This window comes from Streptomyces sp. NPDC048419, from assembly GCF_043200415.1.
GTDB lineage: Bacteria > Actinomycetota > Actinomycetes > Streptomycetales > Streptomycetaceae > Streptomyces.
Genome location: NZ_JBICXT010000020.1, coordinates 150,835 through 167,420 on the forward strand (window position 1 = coordinate 150,835; position 16,586 = coordinate 167,420).

Annotated in this window: 16 protein-coding genes and 2 pseudogenes; 10 read left to right on the forward strand and 8 right to left on the reverse strand. The window is 71.6% G+C overall.

Translation table 11 applies throughout. The annotated features are described in order from the left end of the window. Window positions 1–18 precede the first annotated feature (18 nt). Window positions 19–1,503, reverse strand: coding sequence for an MFS transporter (locus ACGFYN_RS34150; RefSeq protein WP_393869807.1), 1,485 nt, complete (start codon window positions 1,501–1,503; stop codon window positions 19–21). A gap of 85 nt (window positions 1,504–1,588) precedes the next feature. Here ACGFYN_RS34150 and ACGFYN_RS34155 point away from each other — a divergent pair, with 85 nt between their 5' ends. Beyond that, entirely contained in the window at window positions 1,589–1,981 is a 393-nt protein-coding gene (locus tag ACGFYN_RS34155; RefSeq protein ID WP_393869808.1) for a MarR family winged helix-turn-helix transcriptional regulator, read from the forward strand. Window positions 1,982–2,027: 46 nt separating this feature from the next. Here the strand turns inward: ACGFYN_RS34155 and ACGFYN_RS34160 are convergent, their stop codons facing one another. Continuing rightward, complete coding sequence (locus ACGFYN_RS34160; protein WP_393869809.1) at window positions 2,028–2,768, reverse strand: maleylpyruvate isomerase family mycothiol-dependent enzyme; 741 nt, start codon at window positions 2,766–2,768, stop codon at window positions 2,028–2,030. Between the two features lie 155 nt (window positions 2,769–2,923). Here ACGFYN_RS34160 and ACGFYN_RS34165 point away from each other — a divergent pair, with 155 nt between their 5' ends. The 3 genes from ACGFYN_RS34165 to ACGFYN_RS34175 are packed head-to-tail and all read left to right on the forward strand — an operon-like array spanning window position 2,924 to window position 4,539. Next, a complete protein-coding gene (locus ACGFYN_RS34165; RefSeq protein WP_393869810.1) occupies window positions 2,924–3,523 on the forward strand; it encodes a sulfite oxidase-like oxidoreductase in 600 nt (199 codons plus the stop codon). A gap of 2 nt (window positions 3,524–3,525) precedes the next feature. Continuing rightward, window positions 3,526–4,236, forward strand: a complete 711-nt coding sequence (locus ACGFYN_RS34170) for an FAD-binding oxidoreductase (RefSeq protein WP_393869811.1) — start codon at window positions 3,526–3,528, stop codon at window positions 4,234–4,236. Between the two features lie 12 nt (window positions 4,237–4,248). Beyond that, complete coding sequence (locus ACGFYN_RS34175) at window positions 4,249–4,539, forward strand: DUF6510 family protein (RefSeq protein ID WP_393869812.1); 291 nt, start codon at window positions 4,249–4,251, stop codon at window positions 4,537–4,539. 7 nt (window positions 4,540–4,546) lie between these two features. On the opposite strand, the pseudogene ACGFYN_RS34180 reads toward ACGFYN_RS34175, so the two are convergent. Then, window positions 4,547–4,678, reverse strand: a pseudogene (locus tag ACGFYN_RS34180) (two-component system response regulator); the annotation flags it as partial. On the opposite strand from ACGFYN_RS34180, the gene ACGFYN_RS34185 reads away from it, so the two are divergent. Continuing rightward, the gene (locus ACGFYN_RS34185; RefSeq protein ID WP_393869813.1) at window positions 4,631–5,188 is read left to right on the forward strand and encodes a hypothetical protein; all 558 of its coding nucleotides are present in this window, start codon (window positions 4,631–4,633) and stop codon (window positions 5,186–5,188) included. The pseudogene ACGFYN_RS34180 and the gene ACGFYN_RS34185 overlap by 48 nt on opposite strands. Here ACGFYN_RS34185 and ACGFYN_RS34190 read toward each other — a convergent pair. From ACGFYN_RS34190 to ACGFYN_RS34200, 3 genes are all read right to left on the reverse strand, one after another. Then, window positions 5,119–6,339 carry an Ig-like domain-containing protein gene (locus ACGFYN_RS34190; protein WP_393869814.1) on the reverse strand — a complete coding sequence of 407 codons (1,221 nt, stop codon included), beginning with the start codon at window positions 6,337–6,339 and terminating at the stop codon, window positions 5,119–5,121. The genes ACGFYN_RS34185 and ACGFYN_RS34190 overlap by 70 nt on opposite strands. 225 nt (window positions 6,340–6,564) lie before the next feature. Then, window positions 6,565–7,929 carry a helix-turn-helix domain-containing protein gene (locus ACGFYN_RS34195; RefSeq protein WP_393869815.1) on the reverse strand — a complete coding sequence of 455 codons (1,365 nt, stop codon included), beginning with the start codon at window positions 7,927–7,929 and terminating at the stop codon, window positions 6,565–6,567. Window positions 7,930–8,347: 418 nt separating this feature from the next. Beyond that, window positions 8,348–9,112, reverse strand: coding sequence for a GntR family transcriptional regulator (locus ACGFYN_RS34200; protein ID WP_393869816.1), 765 nt, complete (start codon window positions 9,110–9,112; stop codon window positions 8,348–8,350). A gap of 274 nt (window positions 9,113–9,386) precedes the next feature. On the opposite strand from ACGFYN_RS34200, the gene ACGFYN_RS34205 reads away from it, so the two are divergent. The 5 genes from ACGFYN_RS34205 to ACGFYN_RS34225 are packed head-to-tail and all read left to right on the forward strand — an operon-like array spanning window position 9,387 to window position 14,767. Next, complete coding sequence (locus ACGFYN_RS34205; protein WP_393869817.1) at window positions 9,387–10,418, forward strand: phytanoyl-CoA dioxygenase family protein; 1,032 nt, start codon at window positions 9,387–9,389, stop codon at window positions 10,416–10,418. After that, window positions 10,415–11,782 carry a DUF6271 family protein gene (locus ACGFYN_RS34210; protein ID WP_393869818.1) on the forward strand — a complete coding sequence of 456 codons (1,368 nt, stop codon included), beginning with the start codon at window positions 10,415–10,417 and terminating at the stop codon, window positions 11,780–11,782. The genes ACGFYN_RS34205 and ACGFYN_RS34210 overlap by 4 nt, the downstream gene beginning before the upstream one ends. Beyond that, complete coding sequence (locus ACGFYN_RS34215) at window positions 11,779–12,972, forward strand: type III PLP-dependent enzyme (RefSeq protein WP_393869819.1); 1,194 nt, start codon at window positions 11,779–11,781, stop codon at window positions 12,970–12,972. Before ACGFYN_RS34210 ends, ACGFYN_RS34215 begins: the two co-directional genes overlap by 4 nt. Further along, window positions 12,969–13,556 (forward strand): GNAT family N-acetyltransferase, encoded by a 588-nt coding sequence (locus tag ACGFYN_RS34220; RefSeq protein ID WP_393869820.1) that lies wholly within the window; start codon window positions 12,969–12,971, stop codon window positions 13,554–13,556. The genes ACGFYN_RS34215 and ACGFYN_RS34220 overlap by 4 nt, the downstream gene beginning before the upstream one ends. Continuing rightward, window positions 13,541–14,767, forward strand: coding sequence for an MFS transporter (locus tag ACGFYN_RS34225; RefSeq protein WP_393869821.1), 1,227 nt, complete (start codon window positions 13,541–13,543; stop codon window positions 14,765–14,767). Before ACGFYN_RS34220 ends, ACGFYN_RS34225 begins: the two co-directional genes overlap by 16 nt. A 31-nt stretch (window positions 14,768–14,798) precedes the next feature. On the opposite strand, the gene ACGFYN_RS34230 is transcribed toward ACGFYN_RS34225, so the two are convergent. Further along, window positions 14,799–15,971 carry an MFS transporter gene (locus tag ACGFYN_RS34230; protein WP_393869822.1) on the reverse strand — a complete coding sequence of 391 codons (1,173 nt, stop codon included), beginning with the start codon at window positions 15,969–15,971 and terminating at the stop codon, window positions 14,799–14,801. Between the two features lie 480 nt (window positions 15,972–16,451). Beyond that, a pseudogene (locus ACGFYN_RS34235) lies at window positions 16,452–16,586 on the reverse strand (sugar ABC transporter ATP-binding protein); the annotation flags it as partial.

Consider the following 16,586-nt stretch of genomic DNA (forward strand, 5'->3'; position numbering starts at 1 on the left):
ACTGTTGGAAGGTGCCTCTCAGTCGCGCACCGTCACGCGTTCCGCCTCCAGGGTGGTGGACCTGGCGACCACGACCGACTGTGGCGCACGCCGGGTCCGCAGTCCGGTGAGCGTGATCAGCAGGCCGGCGACGGCGACGCCCGTGACCACGATCAACCCAGGACGGTAGCTGTCCAGCACGGCCTGCGCGGTCGTGTGCTCGGGGGCGTTCGCGGTCACCACCGCCGTCACGACGGCCAGGAAGATCGCGCCGCCCACCTGCACCGAGGTGTTGAGCAGGCCGGAGACCATGCCCTGCTCGTGGTCCTCGACGCCGTTGGTGGCCTGGATGTTGAGCGAGGGGAAGACCAGCGCGCAGGCCGCGCCGATCAGCAGCATCGACGGCAGGATGGCGGCGGCGTAGACCGGGTCGAGGCTCACGCGCAGGAAGAGCGCGTAGCCGACGACCATCAGTGCGAAGCCCGCCGCGATCAGCCGCTGTGTGCCGAACCGGTCGACGATCGAGCCGACCTTGGTCGAGGAGACGGCCACCAGCGCACCCGCCGGCAGGAAGGCGAGCGCGGTGTGCAGCGCCGACCAGCCCAGCAGGGACTGCATGTAGAGCGTGGTCAGGAACTGGAAGCCGACGTAGGAACCGAAGAAGGCCAGCGCGCCGAGCTGGGCGCGGATCTGGTTGCCGGAGCGCAGCACGCCGAGCCGGATCAGCGGGCCGGGTGAGCGGCGCTCGACCAGGACGAACACGGTCAGCAGTACGGCGACGGCGAGGAAGGACAGCAGGGTGCGGGCCGAGGCCCAGCCGGCCTGCGGCGCCTCGACGACCGTGAAGACCAGCAGCAGCATCGACGCGGTGCCGAGGACGGCGCCGGGGATGTCGTAGCCGTTGTGGTCCTTCTCGCGCTCGCTGCGCGGCAGCAGCTTCAGGCCCGCCAGCAGGGCGATCAGCGCGATGGGTGCGGGCAGCAGCATGGTCAGGCGCCAACTGGCCTCGGTGAGCAGGCCGGAGAGGACCAGGCCCATCGAGAAGCCGGTGGCCGCGCAGGTGGTGTAGATGGACAGGGCGCGGTTGCGCAGCGGGCCCTCGGCGAAGGTCGTGGTGATGATGGACAGGCCCGCGGGCGCGGTGAAGGCCGCGCTCAGCCCCTTGATGAAGCGGCTCGCGATCAGCAGCGGGCCCGAGTCGACGAGACCGCCGAGCAGCGAGGCGAGCGCGAAGACGCCCAGTGCGATCAGGAAGACCTGGCGCCTGCCCAGCAGGTCCGCGGTGCGTCCGCCGAGCAGCAACAGGCCGCCGTAGCCCAGGATGTAGCCGCTGACGATCCATTGCAGCGACGAGGTGGACAGGTCGAGGTCCGAGCCGATGGACGGCAGCGCGACGCCGACCATCGAGACGTCGAGCGCGTCCAGGAACATCGCGGCGCAGAGCACCAGCAGGGTGCCCCACAGCCGGGGGGTCCAGCGGACCGCCGAGGGTGACGCCGCGGAGGTGGTGAGCGGAGAGGTCATGCCGACGAGGCTACATGCGTATGCATCAAATGCAAGCGCATTTAATTCTGATGCAATAATTTCGCTTCTCTGCTACGGTGCGTTCATGGTGGCGAAGAAGGCCGAGCAGGCACTCGTGGACCAGTGGCGGGACATCCTGGCGGTGCATGCCCGCACCCAGTGCGAACTGGATCGGGAACTGCATCAACACGGCCTGTGCGGCAGCGACTTCGAGGTGCTGGACGTCCTGTCCGGCGACGCCTGTGCCTACCGCGTTCAGGAGATCTCCGAGCGGGTCCATCTGAGCCAGAGCGCGCTGTCGCGGCTGATCGCCCGGCTGGAGAAGGACGGCCTCGTCGAGCGCACCATGTGCCCCGAGGACCGGCGGGGAGTCCGTGTGGCCCTGACGAAGAAGGGACGCACGCTGCACGGCGAGGTGCTGCCGGTGCAGCGTGCGGTGCTGACACGGATGCTGGCGGGCGAGTTCAGCTCCAAGTAGCCGATCTCGGGCTCAAGTAGCCGATCTCTGGCTCAAGTTGGCGGCTTCAGCTCCAGGTGACGGCGGACTTCTCGCGCCACAGATCGGCGACCGCGGCGTCCCCGCTCACGTGCGGGAACGGCTGCCGGTTCCACAGTGCCACGTACAACTCCTGCGCGGGCCCGGCCACTTCGCAGTCCGCGTCGCCTGCCGCGTCCCGTGTGGCGGCGGGCGGCTCCGGGGACAGCCGTACGGTCCACACCGCGTCGCCGATGTCCGTCGCCCGTACCCGCAGCACCCGGGGCACGTCCGAGCGGACCTTGCTCCTGCCGCGGGCGTGGAAGCCGCGCAGCAACTCGTCGATGCCGTCCGCCGCGAAGCCGGAGGGGATGTCCGACCGGACTCCGCCGAGCGCCGACTCCGCGTCGATCCGGTGCACGGTGGTCTCGTGCGCCTGCCGCCGCGCCCAGAAGGCCAGCGGCGACGGTGCGGGCAGGAAGTGCCAGCATTCGATGCCAGGCTCGGCGCCGGCGAGGGTGGCGACGAGATGGCGGTGCCCCTCGCGGAACCAGGCCAGCAGCTCCTCGCCGTCCAGGTCGGGCAGTCCGCCGTCGGGGTGGTACGAGGTGTGCCCCTCGGCCACGAAGGCGGCCGCCCACCGGTGCACCATCCCGGTGTGCCGCACCAGGTCACGCACCTGCCACTCGGGGCAGGTCGGCACCTTGGCGCCGGTCCCCGCCGCCTCGGCGACCGCGGCCAGCAGCCGGCCCTCGCGGTCCAGGTTCTCCACGAACTCGGCAGTCTCCATGGTGCGAGTCTGCCGGATGGGGCGCGGTCCCGGAGAAGAGTGCGTGCACCCCGTGTGCCGCGGCCGCGCGAACGGCATGCGGGCGCGCGGTGAGCGGCCCATGATGGGTTGCATCAGGCGGTCACGCCCTCCGAGCCCAGGAGACCGATGACGTCATGAGCTCCTTCTCACCAGGCTTTCGCGGCCGCACCCGCTCACTGGCGGACCGGCTGCCGCCCGGCCAGTACCCGACCGAGCAGTTCCCGGTGCTGTCCGCCGGGCCCACACCGCGCGTGTCCACCGAGAACTGGACCTTCACCATCACCACCGAGACCGGGGCCGCACACAGCTGGACCTGGGCGGAGATGATGGCCCTGCCGCAGCAGGAGACGACCACGGACATCCACTGTGTGACCCGCTGGTCCAAGTTCGACACCCCGTGGCGCGGAGTCCCGCTCGACGCCTTCTTCGAGGACGTGGAGACGGCGGCCGACTTCGTCGTGGCCCATAGCCACGGCGGCTACACCACCAACCTCCCGCTGGAGGACCTCCTCGACGGCAAGGCCTGGATCGTCCACACCTACGACGGCTATCCGCTCGCGCCCGAACACGGCGGTCCGGCCCGGCTGCTCGTACCCCACCTGTACCTGTGGAAGTCGGCGAAGTGGGTGCGCGGACTGCGGCTCGGCCACGAGGACGAACCGGGCTTCTGGGAGTCGGTCGGCTACCACAACTACGGCGATCCCTGGCGCGAGCAGCGCAACTGGGGGGACTGACCGTGGCCGCCGCCTGGCGCCGGGCCCGCCTCGCCGAACGCCGCCCGCAGACCGCCACCGCGCGCTCCCTGACCTTCACCGTGCCCGGCTGGCCCGGCCACCTGCCCGGCCAGCACGTCGACGTACGGCTGACGGCCGACGACGGATACCAGGCCGTACGCAGCTACTCGCTGGCAGCGCCCGCCGACGGCGACCGGATCGAGCTCGGCGTGCAGGCCGTGGCCGACGGCGAGGTCTCGCCCTATCTGGCCGACGACCTGCCGGTGGGCGCCGACGTGGAGATGCGCGGCCCGCTCGGCAACTGGTTCGTGTGGCGGCCGGAGCAGACCGAGCCGGCACTGCTCGTCGCGGGCGGCTCCGGAGTCGTCCCGCTGGCCGCCATGATCCGCGCCCACCGCGCGGCAGGGGCGGCCGCCGCCTTTCACCTGCTGTATTCCGTGCGCACGCCCGAGGACGTCTGGTACCGCGACATGCTCGACGCCCACGACGCGCACCTCGACGTCCGATTCCTGTACACGCGCCGGGCGCCGCCCGGCAACGCCCGCGCCCCCGGCCGGCTCACCAAGGCCGACCTGGAGAAACCGGCGGCCCGCCTGGAACCGGTCGGTCCCGTCTACGTCTGCGGTCCCACCGGCTTCGTGGAGACGGCCGCCGACCTGCTCGTCGACCTGGGGCGCGACCCCGCCACCATCCGCACCGAACGCTTCGGCTGACCGGAGGTCCCGATGGCAGACGACATCGCCCGCCTCGACGACACGACCCACCTCGACGGCAACGCTCTCGCCGGCCCGCTCTCGGAGATCCTCTCCGTGGAGGCGACCACCGCCTGGTGGCGCTGCCCGCAGTGCGCGCGCACGGGGATGCTCGCCCAGCTGCACGTCTACGGGCCCGAGCCGGGCCTGACCGCCCGCTGCCCCGGCTGCGCCCACGTCGCCCTCCGGCTGGTCAGGGACGGGGAGTACATCTGGCTCAGCATGGGCGGCAGCACCGGGGCGTTCCGGTTCCGCACGGCCTGACGCGGGGCTACGAGCGCCAGTAGTAGTGGCGCTCCGGGCGCCCGGCGGTGCCGTAGCGCAGGGAGACGCCGGCGTCACCGGTGGTGTGGAAGTGCTCCAGGTAGCGGCGGGCGCTGACGCGGGCGATGCCGGTGGCGGCGGGGGCCGCCCTCACCTTTGTCGGCGAACCGCTCGTGGCGATGCTCGCCGGCTTCCTCTTCGCGCTCGGCGTGACCCTCGTCTGCTGGGCTGGCTGGTCGCGCTGCTGCTGTCCCTGACCACCGGTTCGGCGACCGTCGGCATCGTCTCCGCCACCGGGATCGTCGCCCCGCTGATCGGCAGCGGCGGCGGCCTGGAGGCCTCGCTGCTCGTGATCGCCATCGGTGCGGGGTCCCTCGGCCTCAACTACGTGAACCACGCCGGGTTCTGGCTGGTGAAGGAGTCGTTCGGGATGGATCTCGCCCAGGCCGCGAAGACCCAGACCGTCGTACAGACCCTGGTCAGTGTGCTCGGCCTGGTGATGGCGCTGCTGCTGTCGGTGTTCGTCCGAGGGAGCGGCCGGCGTCCGTCCGACTGCAGGCGCCGGCCCGCCGAAGTCGCCTATTCGGGGGGCCGGTCGAGGGCGCTGCCCCGCTTCCAGGCGGCCCAGTCGACGTTCCAGTCGCCGTAACCGTTGTTGACCGCCACCGTGTCGACGGAGTGCACGACCGTGACCGGGTCGCCGGGGCCCACCTGCTCGTAGAACCACCGGGCGTCGTCCGTACTCATGCCGATGCAGCCGTGACTGCCGTTGACCAGACCGAACTTGCCCGCGTTCCAGGGCGCGGAGTGCACATAGGTGCCGGACGGGGTGAGCTGGACGTCCCACCTGACACTGCCGAGGTCGTACGCCTCGGGGCCGAAGATGCGGACGGACGAGGAGTTCATGCGGATGGTGGGCACCTTGCTCAGCACGACCATGGTGCCGTTCCAGGTCTCGTAGCCCTTCTTGCCGCCGGAGACGTTCAGGGTGCGCAGCGTCCTGCCGTTCCTCGTCACGGTCATCGTCTTGCCGACGGCGTCCATGGTGCTGGTGACGGCGTCCCCGATGCGGAAGTGCACGATGCGCTGCTGGGTGCCGTAGAGGCCGCCGCCCGCGTTCACCCCGGCGAGGTCCATGCGCAGGGTGACCCGGGTGCCGGGCCTCCAGTACTGCTCGGGACGGTAGTCGACACGGTCCTTGCCGTCGCGGTCCTTGAGCCAGTTCCAGGCGCCCTCGACCGCGGGGGAGGCGGTGACCGTGAGCTTGCGTTCGACCGCCGCCTTGTCCCGGATCGGCCTGTCGAAGGTGATCGAGACCGGCATCGCCACACCGACTGTCGCGCCCTTGTCGGGGGAGTACTCGCCGACGAAGGAGTTCTCGGGCGCCTCGGTGGTGAAGGAGGCGGTCCTGCCGAGGGCCGATCCGCCGGACGTCCTGCCGCCGGCCTTCACCGTGTAGGTGGCGCCCGGGGCGAGCGGTGTCGTCGAGGTCCACGCGGTCCTGTCCTTCGACCAGGTGCCGGTGACCCTGCCCGGTCCGGGGGAGGTGACCTCGACGGAGGTCAGTGAGCCGCGCCGGACGCGCACCGTCACCTTCTGCCCGACCGGCACCTTCGCGCCTCCGGAACCGGGACGCACCACCAGGGCAGCCGGGGCGCCCTTGTCACCGTCGTCGCCGCCCGGGGCGCCGTCCGCCGTGCCGCCGCCGCTGCACGCGACGAGAAGGACGGCCGCCGCCGACGCGAACGCGAGCGGCGGTGCGCCGCGTCGGCCCGGCCGTGCTGTCAGGCGTCGCCGCATGCGATCCTCCCCTTTCCAAGGTCGGAACTGCTTCGCGGAGTCGGCCGCTTGCCGGGTCCGCGAGGTGCCGGACGGACTTCCGCACGCGGCATACTCACCCCGTGCCGAGGCCGCGGTTCGCAGGCGCGACCTCGGCATACGGCCGACCGGCCCAACGAGTTACGGCATATGGTCGGCGAAACCCGCGCCGTTCGGGGGCCGGTGCGGCCGCTGTGCCTCGCCGCTTCAGCCGAGCCCTCGCCTCAGGACGCGGGGACCGCCGGCCGCGCGCGCAACGCCCGCCTGCCGGGGCAGCCAGACCTGGCCCGCCGCCGTGCGCGTCCGGCAGGAGCCGGTCGGGCGGTACGCCACGTACTGACGTACCGCCTCGTGGATGCGGTACCGGGTCTGGCCGGTACCGGCGGCCCGGTCGACGTGGATCATCTGGCGGTCCAGGAGTTCGTCGAGGAGATCCGCCGCGAGTCCCCTCGACGGCGTCACGCGGCTCACCATGTCGTCTACGCCGAACGCGCCGCGCACCGTCCGCAGGCGTTGCAAGGCGGCCCTGACCGGAGCCGGCAGGGTGCCGAAGCAGGCCGCCACGCTGGCCTGCAGCGACAGATCCCCGATGTGCAGGAACCGGAGCCGGTCCGGCTCGTGCTCCAGACGGTCCGCGAGATCGCGCAGCGAGCGGTGCGGTCGCGCCGAGAGCCAGAGTCCGGCGATGTGGAGGGCGAGCGGCAGCCCCGCGCAGGAGCGCACGACGCTCAGCGCGGAGGCCCGTTCCGCGCGAGTGCGGTCGGCGCCGAGCAGATCCTCCAGCACCTGGATGCCGTCCCACTCGCCGAGCGCGTCGATCCGCTGACGTAACTGCCCTGTGAGCGCGGGCAGTTCACGGCGCGCGGCCACCAGCACGGCGCTGCGGGCGCCGTCCACCAGCAGCGGCCGTACCTGTCCCTCGCTGTCGGTGTTGTCGAGGACGACGAGGACGCGCCGTCTGCTCAGCGCGTCCCGCAACTGCGCACCCGCCTCCTCCGGGTGGTCCGCGACGGGTGCGGCGCCCAGGGATCGCAGCACGCGGCGCACCAGTTCGTCGGACGTGAACGGCGCGGCGGAGGCGTCCGGGTGGAGGTCGACGTAGACCTGCCCGTCCGGGAACCGGTCGCGCACGCCGTGGGCCGCCTCGAGGACCAGCGAGGTCTTTCCCGCGCCGGGCGGCCCGACGACGACCGCGGGCCTACCGAGGTCGTGAGGCTCCGTCGCCGAGAGGTGCGCGCGCAGCGAGTCGACGTGTGCGGCTCGGCCGACGAGGCGGTGGCGGGGGGCCGCGGGGAGTTCGGCGGGCACGGGTCCGGGCGGTTCCCGGTGGCTGTCGGTGTGCGGCCGGCGAAGCAGCCGGCCCACCTCGCCGGGCGGCAGCCCGAGGGCCTTGGCGATCAGGACCAGAGACTGCTTGCGGGGGCGGGAGGTGCGGCCCGTCTCCAGGTTGCGGATGGCCCGCACACTGACGCCGGACCGCTCCGCGAGGTCCTCCTGGGTGAGGCAGGCCGCCTCGCGTGCGGTGGTGAGAGCGTCCGCGAGCGTCGCCGACGTAGTCGTCGTATCGGTCACGGGAGGCCTATCTCTGTCTCCGGGCCGGCGGCCGCTGTCCGGTCGGCAGTCCGGTCGGCAGTCCGGTCGGCTGTCCGGTCGGCTGTTCTGTGAGCTGTCCTGACTGCGGTGATGTGGCGTGCGAGGCGTGCGAGGCGTGCGAGGCGTGCGTGGCGTGCTGGAGCACCCTGTTGTGTCACGGCTTTTCCCAGGGTCGACGGGGCGAGGCCGGGCCCCGAGGGCGCGGCGGTCATCGGGAGGAGAGGTGAGGAAGGGGCGTCCGGCGAGCCTGGGGGGAGGGCTCACATCGCCGGCCCCGGACCGCGGCACGGGCAGGCCGTGTCCGAGGTTCGGTCGCGCGATCGTCCGGCCGCGAGTGCTGCGGCCGCCGTGAACGTGGGGGAGCGCGAGAAGAGAACGGTCGTGATCGGCCCGGGACTCAGTCCGCCGTGGGCATCAAGGTCACCACGAACTTGTAGCGGGAGCCCCGGTACACGGAGCGGACCCACTCCACCGGTCTGCCCTCGGCGTCGAGCGAGTGACGGGACAGCAGCATCACCGGTACGCCCACCTCCGTCGCGAGCAGCGCGGCCTGGTACGGGGTCGCGAGCGAGGTCTCGATGCCCTCCTCGGCCTCCGCGAGATGCACGCCGTACACCTCGGCGAGCACCGAGTACAGGGATCTGTGCCGGGCCAGGGACTCACGCAGTGCGGGGAAGCGGAGCGCGGACAGGTGCGTCGTCTCGATCGCCATGGGCTCGCCGTTGGCGAGCCGCAGTCGCTCGATGCGCAGCACGCTCTCCCCGACATCGATGTCGAGCAGGCGCGACAGCTTCCCGTCGGCCTCGACGTGGTCGATGTCCAGGACGCGCGAGGCGGGTTCGAGGCCCTGAGCCTGCATGTCCTCCGTGTGGGAGGTGAGTTGGAGCGTGCGGTAGAGCTTCGGCGGCGCAATGAACGTGCCCTTTCCCTGGATCCGGTCCAGCCGGCCCTCGCCCACGAGCTCCTGCAGGGCCTGCCGGACGGTGGTGCGCGAGGTGTCGAGCCGGACCGCGAGCAGTCGCTCGGCGGGCATACGGGATCCGGGCTTCAGTGCCTGAGCGATGTCGAGGACCTGCTGCTTGACGCGGTAGTACTTCGGCACACGCGCGAGGCCGCCGGGAAACCGGGTGCCGTACTGGGCGCTGCTGACGTCGGTGGTCATGACCTGCCTTCCGGGCCGCCTGACGCTTCTAAAAGTCTAGGCCAATCACCGTACAGGTCTACACCATTCGAAGCGGACCGCGGAAGCGGCGCGCTGAACCGGCCCGAAGGCACTCTCGTTGCCTGCTCAACAACCGGCAACTGGCAGGCAGTTGGCGGCAACTTCGGCAGGTTCCGGTTGACATCGCGAATTGGTCCAGTCCAGTTTGAGGGAACCTCAGTTCGACCAAGAGCGACCTGGGTTCCACTCGGCCACTCGAGCCTTGGAGTGACGCATGCCGACCCCTCCCCCCTATCTGTACCGGGCGCCGACCGAACGCCCGTACTTCAGTGCCGACGGCGAGACCTACCTCGCGCAGACGCAACTGCGAGACATCGAGAAGTCACGACCGCTGCGCGTGCTGTCGGAGCAGGACTTCGCCTTCTGGAAGACGTACGGCTACGTCGTGGTGAGGAACGCCGTCTCACCGGGCGCGGCGAAGAGCCTGTACGAGTTCGCCTGGGAGTTCCAGGGACTTGACCCCGACCGGCCCGAAACCTGGTACCAGGAGCGCGAGTTCCGCTCCGACCTGGACCGCGACCTGCACGTCTACGGCTTCGTCGAGGCGTACCACCACCAGCTCCTCTGGGACAACCGGCAGACGCAGCGGGTCTACGACGCCTTCGCCGACGTGTGGGACTGCGCCGAGCTGTGGGTCACCCTCGACCGGTTGAACCTCAACCCGCCCAACCGGGGCAGCCGTTCGCGTTCCCTCATCGAACCCACCGACGAGGGCTTCGACATCGAGCTGCACTGGGACGTCGACACCACGCTCGGCGTGCTGCCGCAGCGGGTTCAGGGCATCCTCGCCCTCAACGACACCCAGCCGGAGCTCGGTGGGTTCCAGTGCGCTCCCGAACTCTTCCGGCAGTTCGAGGAGTGGCGGATCGCGCAGCCGGCCGGCCGCGACCCCATCCGGCCCGCCGTCGACCGCGCCGAGTTCCCGGTCGTACGACCCGACCTCCAGGCCGGCGACCTGCTGATTTTCAACGGGCTGCTGGCCCACGGCGTCGCGCCCAACGTCTCCGACAACGGTGTCCGCGCCGTGCAGTACCTGTCGATGATGCCGGCGCTGGAGGAGTACCAGGCACTGCGCGGCTCCCGCGTCGAGTCGTGGCGCACGCTCAGTACCCCGGACTGGAACGGGACGCTGCTCGGCGACTCCGAACAACCCGAGGCGCTCCGCTACGGCGCCGCCACGCTCGACGACCTCGGTGAGAGGCTCCTGGGGCTCACGTCCTGGAGCGGACAAGAGAGCGCCACGTGAACCGGGCAACCAGCGCCGACCGGATCTGCCTGGCCCTGCCGACCAACCGGGCCTGCTCCGCCGCCCTCACCGAGATCGCCGAGGAGGCGGCCTACGCGGCCCGCACCTTCGCCGCCGACGTACATCTGCTGATCCTCGACTCCTCGGACGACGCGACACAGGCCGAACACGCCGGCGTCGTACAGGACTTGCCCGCCACCCCGGACGTGACGGTCCATCACCTCGACGAGGCACGGCAGCGCGTCTTCCTGCGGCAGGCGATCGAGCGGTCCGGCCTCGCCGCGCCGGACCGGATGCTCGAACTCATGCTGCCGTCCGACCTCTCGTACGGGGCCTGCACCAACCGTGCCTTCCTGATCGCGAGCGCACTCGGCTGCCGGTCCGTGCACCGCCGGGACTCGGACTCCACCTACCAGGTCCACGGCGGCGAACGGGTCTTCCCGATCCGGCACGAGCTCGCCTCGCTGGGCAGGCCCGCCGCCGAGGCGTCGGCCATCGTGACCGAGACCGTCCTTGCCCCGGCCCACGCCCACCGCCCGGTGTCCATGGTCGGCTCCTCCTTCATCGGCGAACCGTCCGTCGATATCGCGGAGATCGAGCAGCTCGACGCCGCCGTCTACCACGACGTCGTCAGCCTGTGGGGACCGATGGACCTGCCGGAGGAGCAGAAGCGGCAGCTCGTCGAGGAATCCTTCAAGGGCGCCGGCACGGCCCCGTTCACCGGTGACCACTCGACGCTGACCCTGGTCGACCCCATGCGGGTGGACATGTGCAACATCGGCTTCCACCACGAGGTCTACGAGCGGGTGCCGCTGCCGCCGGCGACCGAGACCATCGGCAGCGACTACTTCCTCATCCACCTCGTCCACGACGCCGCGCTGCCCGGCGTGCTGCACAACCGCAACATCGAGAACTTCTACACCCCGTTCCGGCGCACCGACGCCGGATTCCGGGCGTACCAGATGCGGTTCGTGAAGTTCCTCCTGTCGATGCTCTACTTCAACTTCGTCTACGACAGGATGAGTTCGGCCGACACCGACCTGCTCGACGAGCGGGAGCAGGTCCGCGGCGACACCGTGTCCGCACTGCTGCGGGAGAGCGCGGGTCTCGATCTGGGCGAGAACATCTGGCGGCTGGACCGCGTCAGTACCGCCTACCGCAAACTCGGCGGCCGTTATGCGGAGTTCGCCGACCTGATGGACTCGCGCCGTGGGCAACTGCTCGACGAGGCCCGGCGGGACACCGAGGACTTCGCCCTGCTGATCGACGCCTGGCCCGCGCTGGTCGGTGCCGCACGGGAAACCCGCCTCGGGAGTGCGGACGGTCTCGGGGGTGCGGGTGGCCTCGGGAGTGCGGACGGGTGAGCACGGACCTGGACACGCGGCTGGCCTCCGCCCTGGCCGCCGCGCCGGCGGACTGCGTCGTCTTCGACCTCACCGGGATCGCGGGCCAGTACGACGACCTGCTGCGTGAACTGCCGGGCGTCGCCGTCCGGTTCGCGATGAAGGCGTGCCCGGTCGACGAGGTGCTGACCTGCCTCGCCGACCGGGGCGCCGGATTCGACGCGGCCAGCCCCGCCGAGATCGCCCAGGCCCTGCGGCTCGGCGTGCCCGCGGACCTGATCCACTACGGCAACACCGTGAAGTCCGACGCGAGCATCGCCGAGGCCCACCGTCTCGGCGTGCGGACCTTCGCCACGGACAGCGTCCAGGACGTGGCGGCGATCGCCGCGCACGCGCCCGGCGCCCGGGTCTACTGCCGCCTCGCCACCAGCGGGGACGGTGCGCTCTGGGGGCTGAGCCGGAAGTTCGGCTGCTCGCAGGACGACGCCGTCCGCGTACTGACCGCGGCCCGGGACGCCGGCCTGACCCCGGCGGGCCTGTCCGTGCACGTCGGCTCGCAGCAGATGACGTACGAGGCGTGGCAGCAGGCCGTCGACCTGCTGGCCGACGCCATGGTGGCCCTGCGCGGACGGGGAATCGTCCTCGACCACGTCAACCTCGGCGGCGGCCTGCCCGCACTCGGCTATCTCGACCGGCACGGCACAAGGCTCGAGCCGCCGCTCGACAAGATGTTCGCCGTCCTCCGCGAGGGCATGGAACACCTGCGGGACCTCAACACCGCGCCCCTCGACTTCGTCATGGAGCCCGGACGGCATCTGGTGGCCGACCACGGCGCCATCCGGGCGCACGTCTACCGGCTGACCGAGCGGCGGCAGCCCGACGGCGAGCGCGTGCACTGGCTGTATCTGAGCTGCGGCAAGTTCAACGGCCTCTACGAGATGGACGAGCTCTGCCACCGGCTCGTCTTTCCAGGCCACTCCGAGGGCGAGCACGTGGCCGCCGTCGTCGCGGGCCCGACCTGCGACAGCGACGACGCCTACGGGGCCGCGCACCGCCTGGTGCCCAGGGCGCTGGCCTCGGGCGACCCGGTCTGGGTCCTGTCCGCCGGGGCCTACGCCACCAGCTATATGACCCAGGGCTTCAACGGCTTCGGACCGCTGCCGCACACCTCTGCCCAGGACGGCAGCGACCGCAGGGAGGCTGCAGCGTGACGGCGTCGACAGCGGGCCACGACACCCGCGTTCGCTCCGTGGCCGACGCCTGCGTACGGCCTGTACGCGAGGGCGACTGGGCGCACATAGCCGCGCTGGAAGCCGACGCCTACGCGAGCTGCTCACTGTCCGAAGGACAGGCGGCCCTGGAGTCCAAGGGCCGTGCCTCGCCCGGCACTTGCTTCGTGCTGGACCTCGACGGGCGCATCGCGGGATACCTGCTGGCCCTGCCCTACCCGAGGTTCCGCTACCCGGACCTGGCCCAGACGGACGAGCCGGTGCGCCGGGCCCGGAACCTCCACCTGCACGACATGGTCGTCGCCGAGGACCAGCGCGGCAGGGGCTGGGGCGGCAGGCTGCTCGGTCGGCTGACGGCCACCGCACGGCCGGCGTACGAGCACATCTCCCTGATAGCCGTCGGCGGAATGGCACCCTTCTGGGCGGCCCGCGGCTACCGCGCCCACCCGGAGATCCGCCTTCCGCGGAGCTACGGCGACGACGCCGTCTACATGTCCCTCACGGTGCCCGGCAGCGGCACCGGCGCTTCGAAGGAGGGGGCCCGGTTCCCATGCCCCGTGTCCTAGACGAGTTCAGACGTACGCAACTGGCGATCGCGGCGCTGTTCTGCTTTCTCGGGTTCCAGTACGCCTCCTGGGCCTCCCGGATCCCCGCCCTCAAATCCCGCCTCGACCTGAACGCGGGGGAGGTGGGCCTGCTGCTGATGGTCACCGGGGCGGGAGCGGTCGCCTCCTTCCCCCTGGTCGCGTACCTCATGAGACGCCTGGGCGCGCGCCGCCTCGCCCTCCTCTCGGGGCTCGGCCTGATCGCGATCCTCCTCGCGCTGTCCGCGGCCCCGAACTACCCGGTGGCGCTGCTGATCCTCTGCGCCGACGGCGTGGCGGTCGGCTGCCTGAACGTGGCCATGAACGCGCAGGGTGCCGCCCTCGAGAAGGTCTACGGCCGCACCGCCATGACCCAGCTGCACGCCACGTTCAGCGGCGGGGCGTTCCTCGCCGCACTGGTGTCGTCCGGCATGACCAGCCTGACCTCTGGCCTCGCACCGCACTTCGCCGCCGTCTCGGTGCTGCTCCTGCTGCTCCTCGCCTGCGCCCGGCCCCGGCTGCTCCCCGACGACGCGAAGGACGAGCAGCCGGCGGAGCGACTCGCCGAGCGGGCGGACGAGCAGAAGGGCGCGAGGAAGCGCCGCGGACTGACCATGCCGTCGCAGGTCATGCTCTGGCTCGGCGTCGCCATGGCGTTCGCCGAGGTGGTCGAAGGCTCCATGAACGACTGGTCGGCGCTCTACCTCAAGGACGTCGCCGACGCGTCGTCCCAGGTCGCGCCGCTGGGCATCGCCGTCATCTCGGGCACGATGGTCGTCGCGCGCCTGGTCGGCGACGGCTGGCGCAGCCGCTGGGGCGACGCACGCGTCGTCCGGGCCGGCAGCGCGCTCGCGGGCACGGGGCTGGCGCTGGCGCTGCTCGCCGGAGGCGTGGTGCCCGCGCTCATCGGCTTCGCATGCGTGGGACTCGGCGTCTCGGCCGTGGCCCCGTGCCTCTACGTCGCCGCGGCGGCCGAAGGCCCGGACGCGCTGTCCCTGATCGCCTCGATGGGCACCACCGGCCTGCTGGCCGGCCCCGCGCTCATCGGCTTCGTGGCGAGCGTCAGCAGCCTGGCGTGGGGCATGGGCGTGGTCGCGGCCTCGGCGGTCGTGGTCTCGCTGTGCACCACCCGCCTGCGCTGGAGAGCCGACCCGGAGCCGGTGGCGCCGACGGCGGAGCGAGGAGCCGTATGAAACGACGCAGTGTCGGTCAACGCCGTATGACTCAACGGGTTGCCGCGTTGCGTGTCAGAACCGCTATCGCCGCGGCCGTCGCCGCCAGTACCGCCACGCTCGTCAGGGCGGCGGGCAGGGAGAACCAGTCCGCCATGAAGCCGATCGCGGGCGGCCCGAGCAGCATGCCGCCGTAGCCGAGGGTGGAGGCGATGGCTACTCCGTCCGGGCCGGCCAGCGCGCCGGCCCGTTCGACGGCGACCGGGAAGAGGTTGGCGAGTCCGAGCCCGGTGATCACGAAGCCGATGAACGCCGCCCAGAGGGAGGGAGCGAGCGCGCCGAGCAGCATGCCGGCGGCCGCCGTGCTGCCGCCGAAGGCCATGGTGCGGGTCCGCCCCAGCCGCTCCAGCAGCCTGGTGCCGGTCAGCCGGCCGATGGTCATGGCCAGCGCGAAGCAGGAGTAGCCGACCGCCGCCGCGCCCGCCGTGGCGCCGAGGTCCTGCGTGAGGTGGAGCGCGCTCCAGTCCGCCAGGGCGCCCTCGCCGTACGCCGTGCACAGGGCGATCAGACCGAAGGTGATCACCAGCCCCCGTGTGCGGGCGTCGAGACGGCGGGGCGCGACGGTCTCGCCGGGCGCGCTCTCTGGCGGCTCCGGAGGCTGAAGGCGCAGCAGCGCCCGGCCGGCCACGGCGGTGACGAGCAGGCCGATCACGGTCAGGCCGAGCAGGTGCTGCGTCGGGGTCAGCGACCCGGCGACGAGTCCGCCCAGACCGGCGCCTGCCATGCCGCCGAGGCTGAACGCGGCGTGGAAACTGGGCATGATGGGCCGCCGCATCGCCCTGACCAGGTCGACCGCCGCGCTGTTGAAGGCCACGTTGATGCAGCCGTACGCGCTGCCGAAGACCAGCAGCACCGCGCCGAGGGCCGGTGCCGAATGCGTGAGTGGCGGCAGCGCGACGCTGAGCGAGAGCAGTACGGCGCAGACGACGGTTACCTGATGGCTGCCGTAGCGGCGGCAGAGGCGGCCGGTGATCGTCATGGTCAGGACGGCACCCGCGGAGACGCCGAGCAGGGCGAGTCCGAGGGCGCTGGCGGAGGCGCCGGTCTGCTGCTTGATGGCGGGGATGCGGACGACCCACCCGGCGAAGATGAAGCCGTCGAGGGCGAAGAAGGTCGTGATGACGCGGCGCAGCCGCGTGAGCTCGGTGCGCTTGCTGCCCGGCACGACGCTGTGCGTTCGGGATTTGTTTATTGACGGCACAAACGCAGGCTAGGTGGCTCGGCGAGCTGGGGCAAGGCCAGTGCGGGTGCGGGTGCGGGCGCGGGTGCCAGAGCGGGTGCCGGTCCCCGCCCCCGTGTCTCGGTCAGGCCGTGCCGAGTGGCTGAGCGTTCTCCGCCGGGAAGACGATGCCGCACTGCCGGCGGATGTCGTCCATCGCGCAGGGCGGTCACCGAGTCGTGGAGCGGGCGGAGTGGAGTCCGGGGCCGGCCGGCGGCGGCGCATCGGGGCCCGGGGCCGGCGCCTTGAAGGGACGCGGTTGTCAGGTCGTCGGGTGGTGGCAGAGGGGAGTCTCCGCGGTGGCGCGACCAGTTGGCTACTGGGCCCTTGCGGCCCGAGTGGACTGGTGACCTTCGCCGGCCCTGGGCCCGTGGGGAAGCGGACACACGCCCGCTCGGGGGCCGGCGACTGAAAGTGACGCGGCTGTCAGGACGCTGTGCCGCCCGTGGTGGCCGCGAGGGGTGCAGTGAGGTCTTCCTTGTCCGGGAGTTCCTCGACGTCGACGCCGCTGACTTGTGACAACTCGTGCTTGAGGGCGGCGAGTTCGGCGCCGCCGGCCAT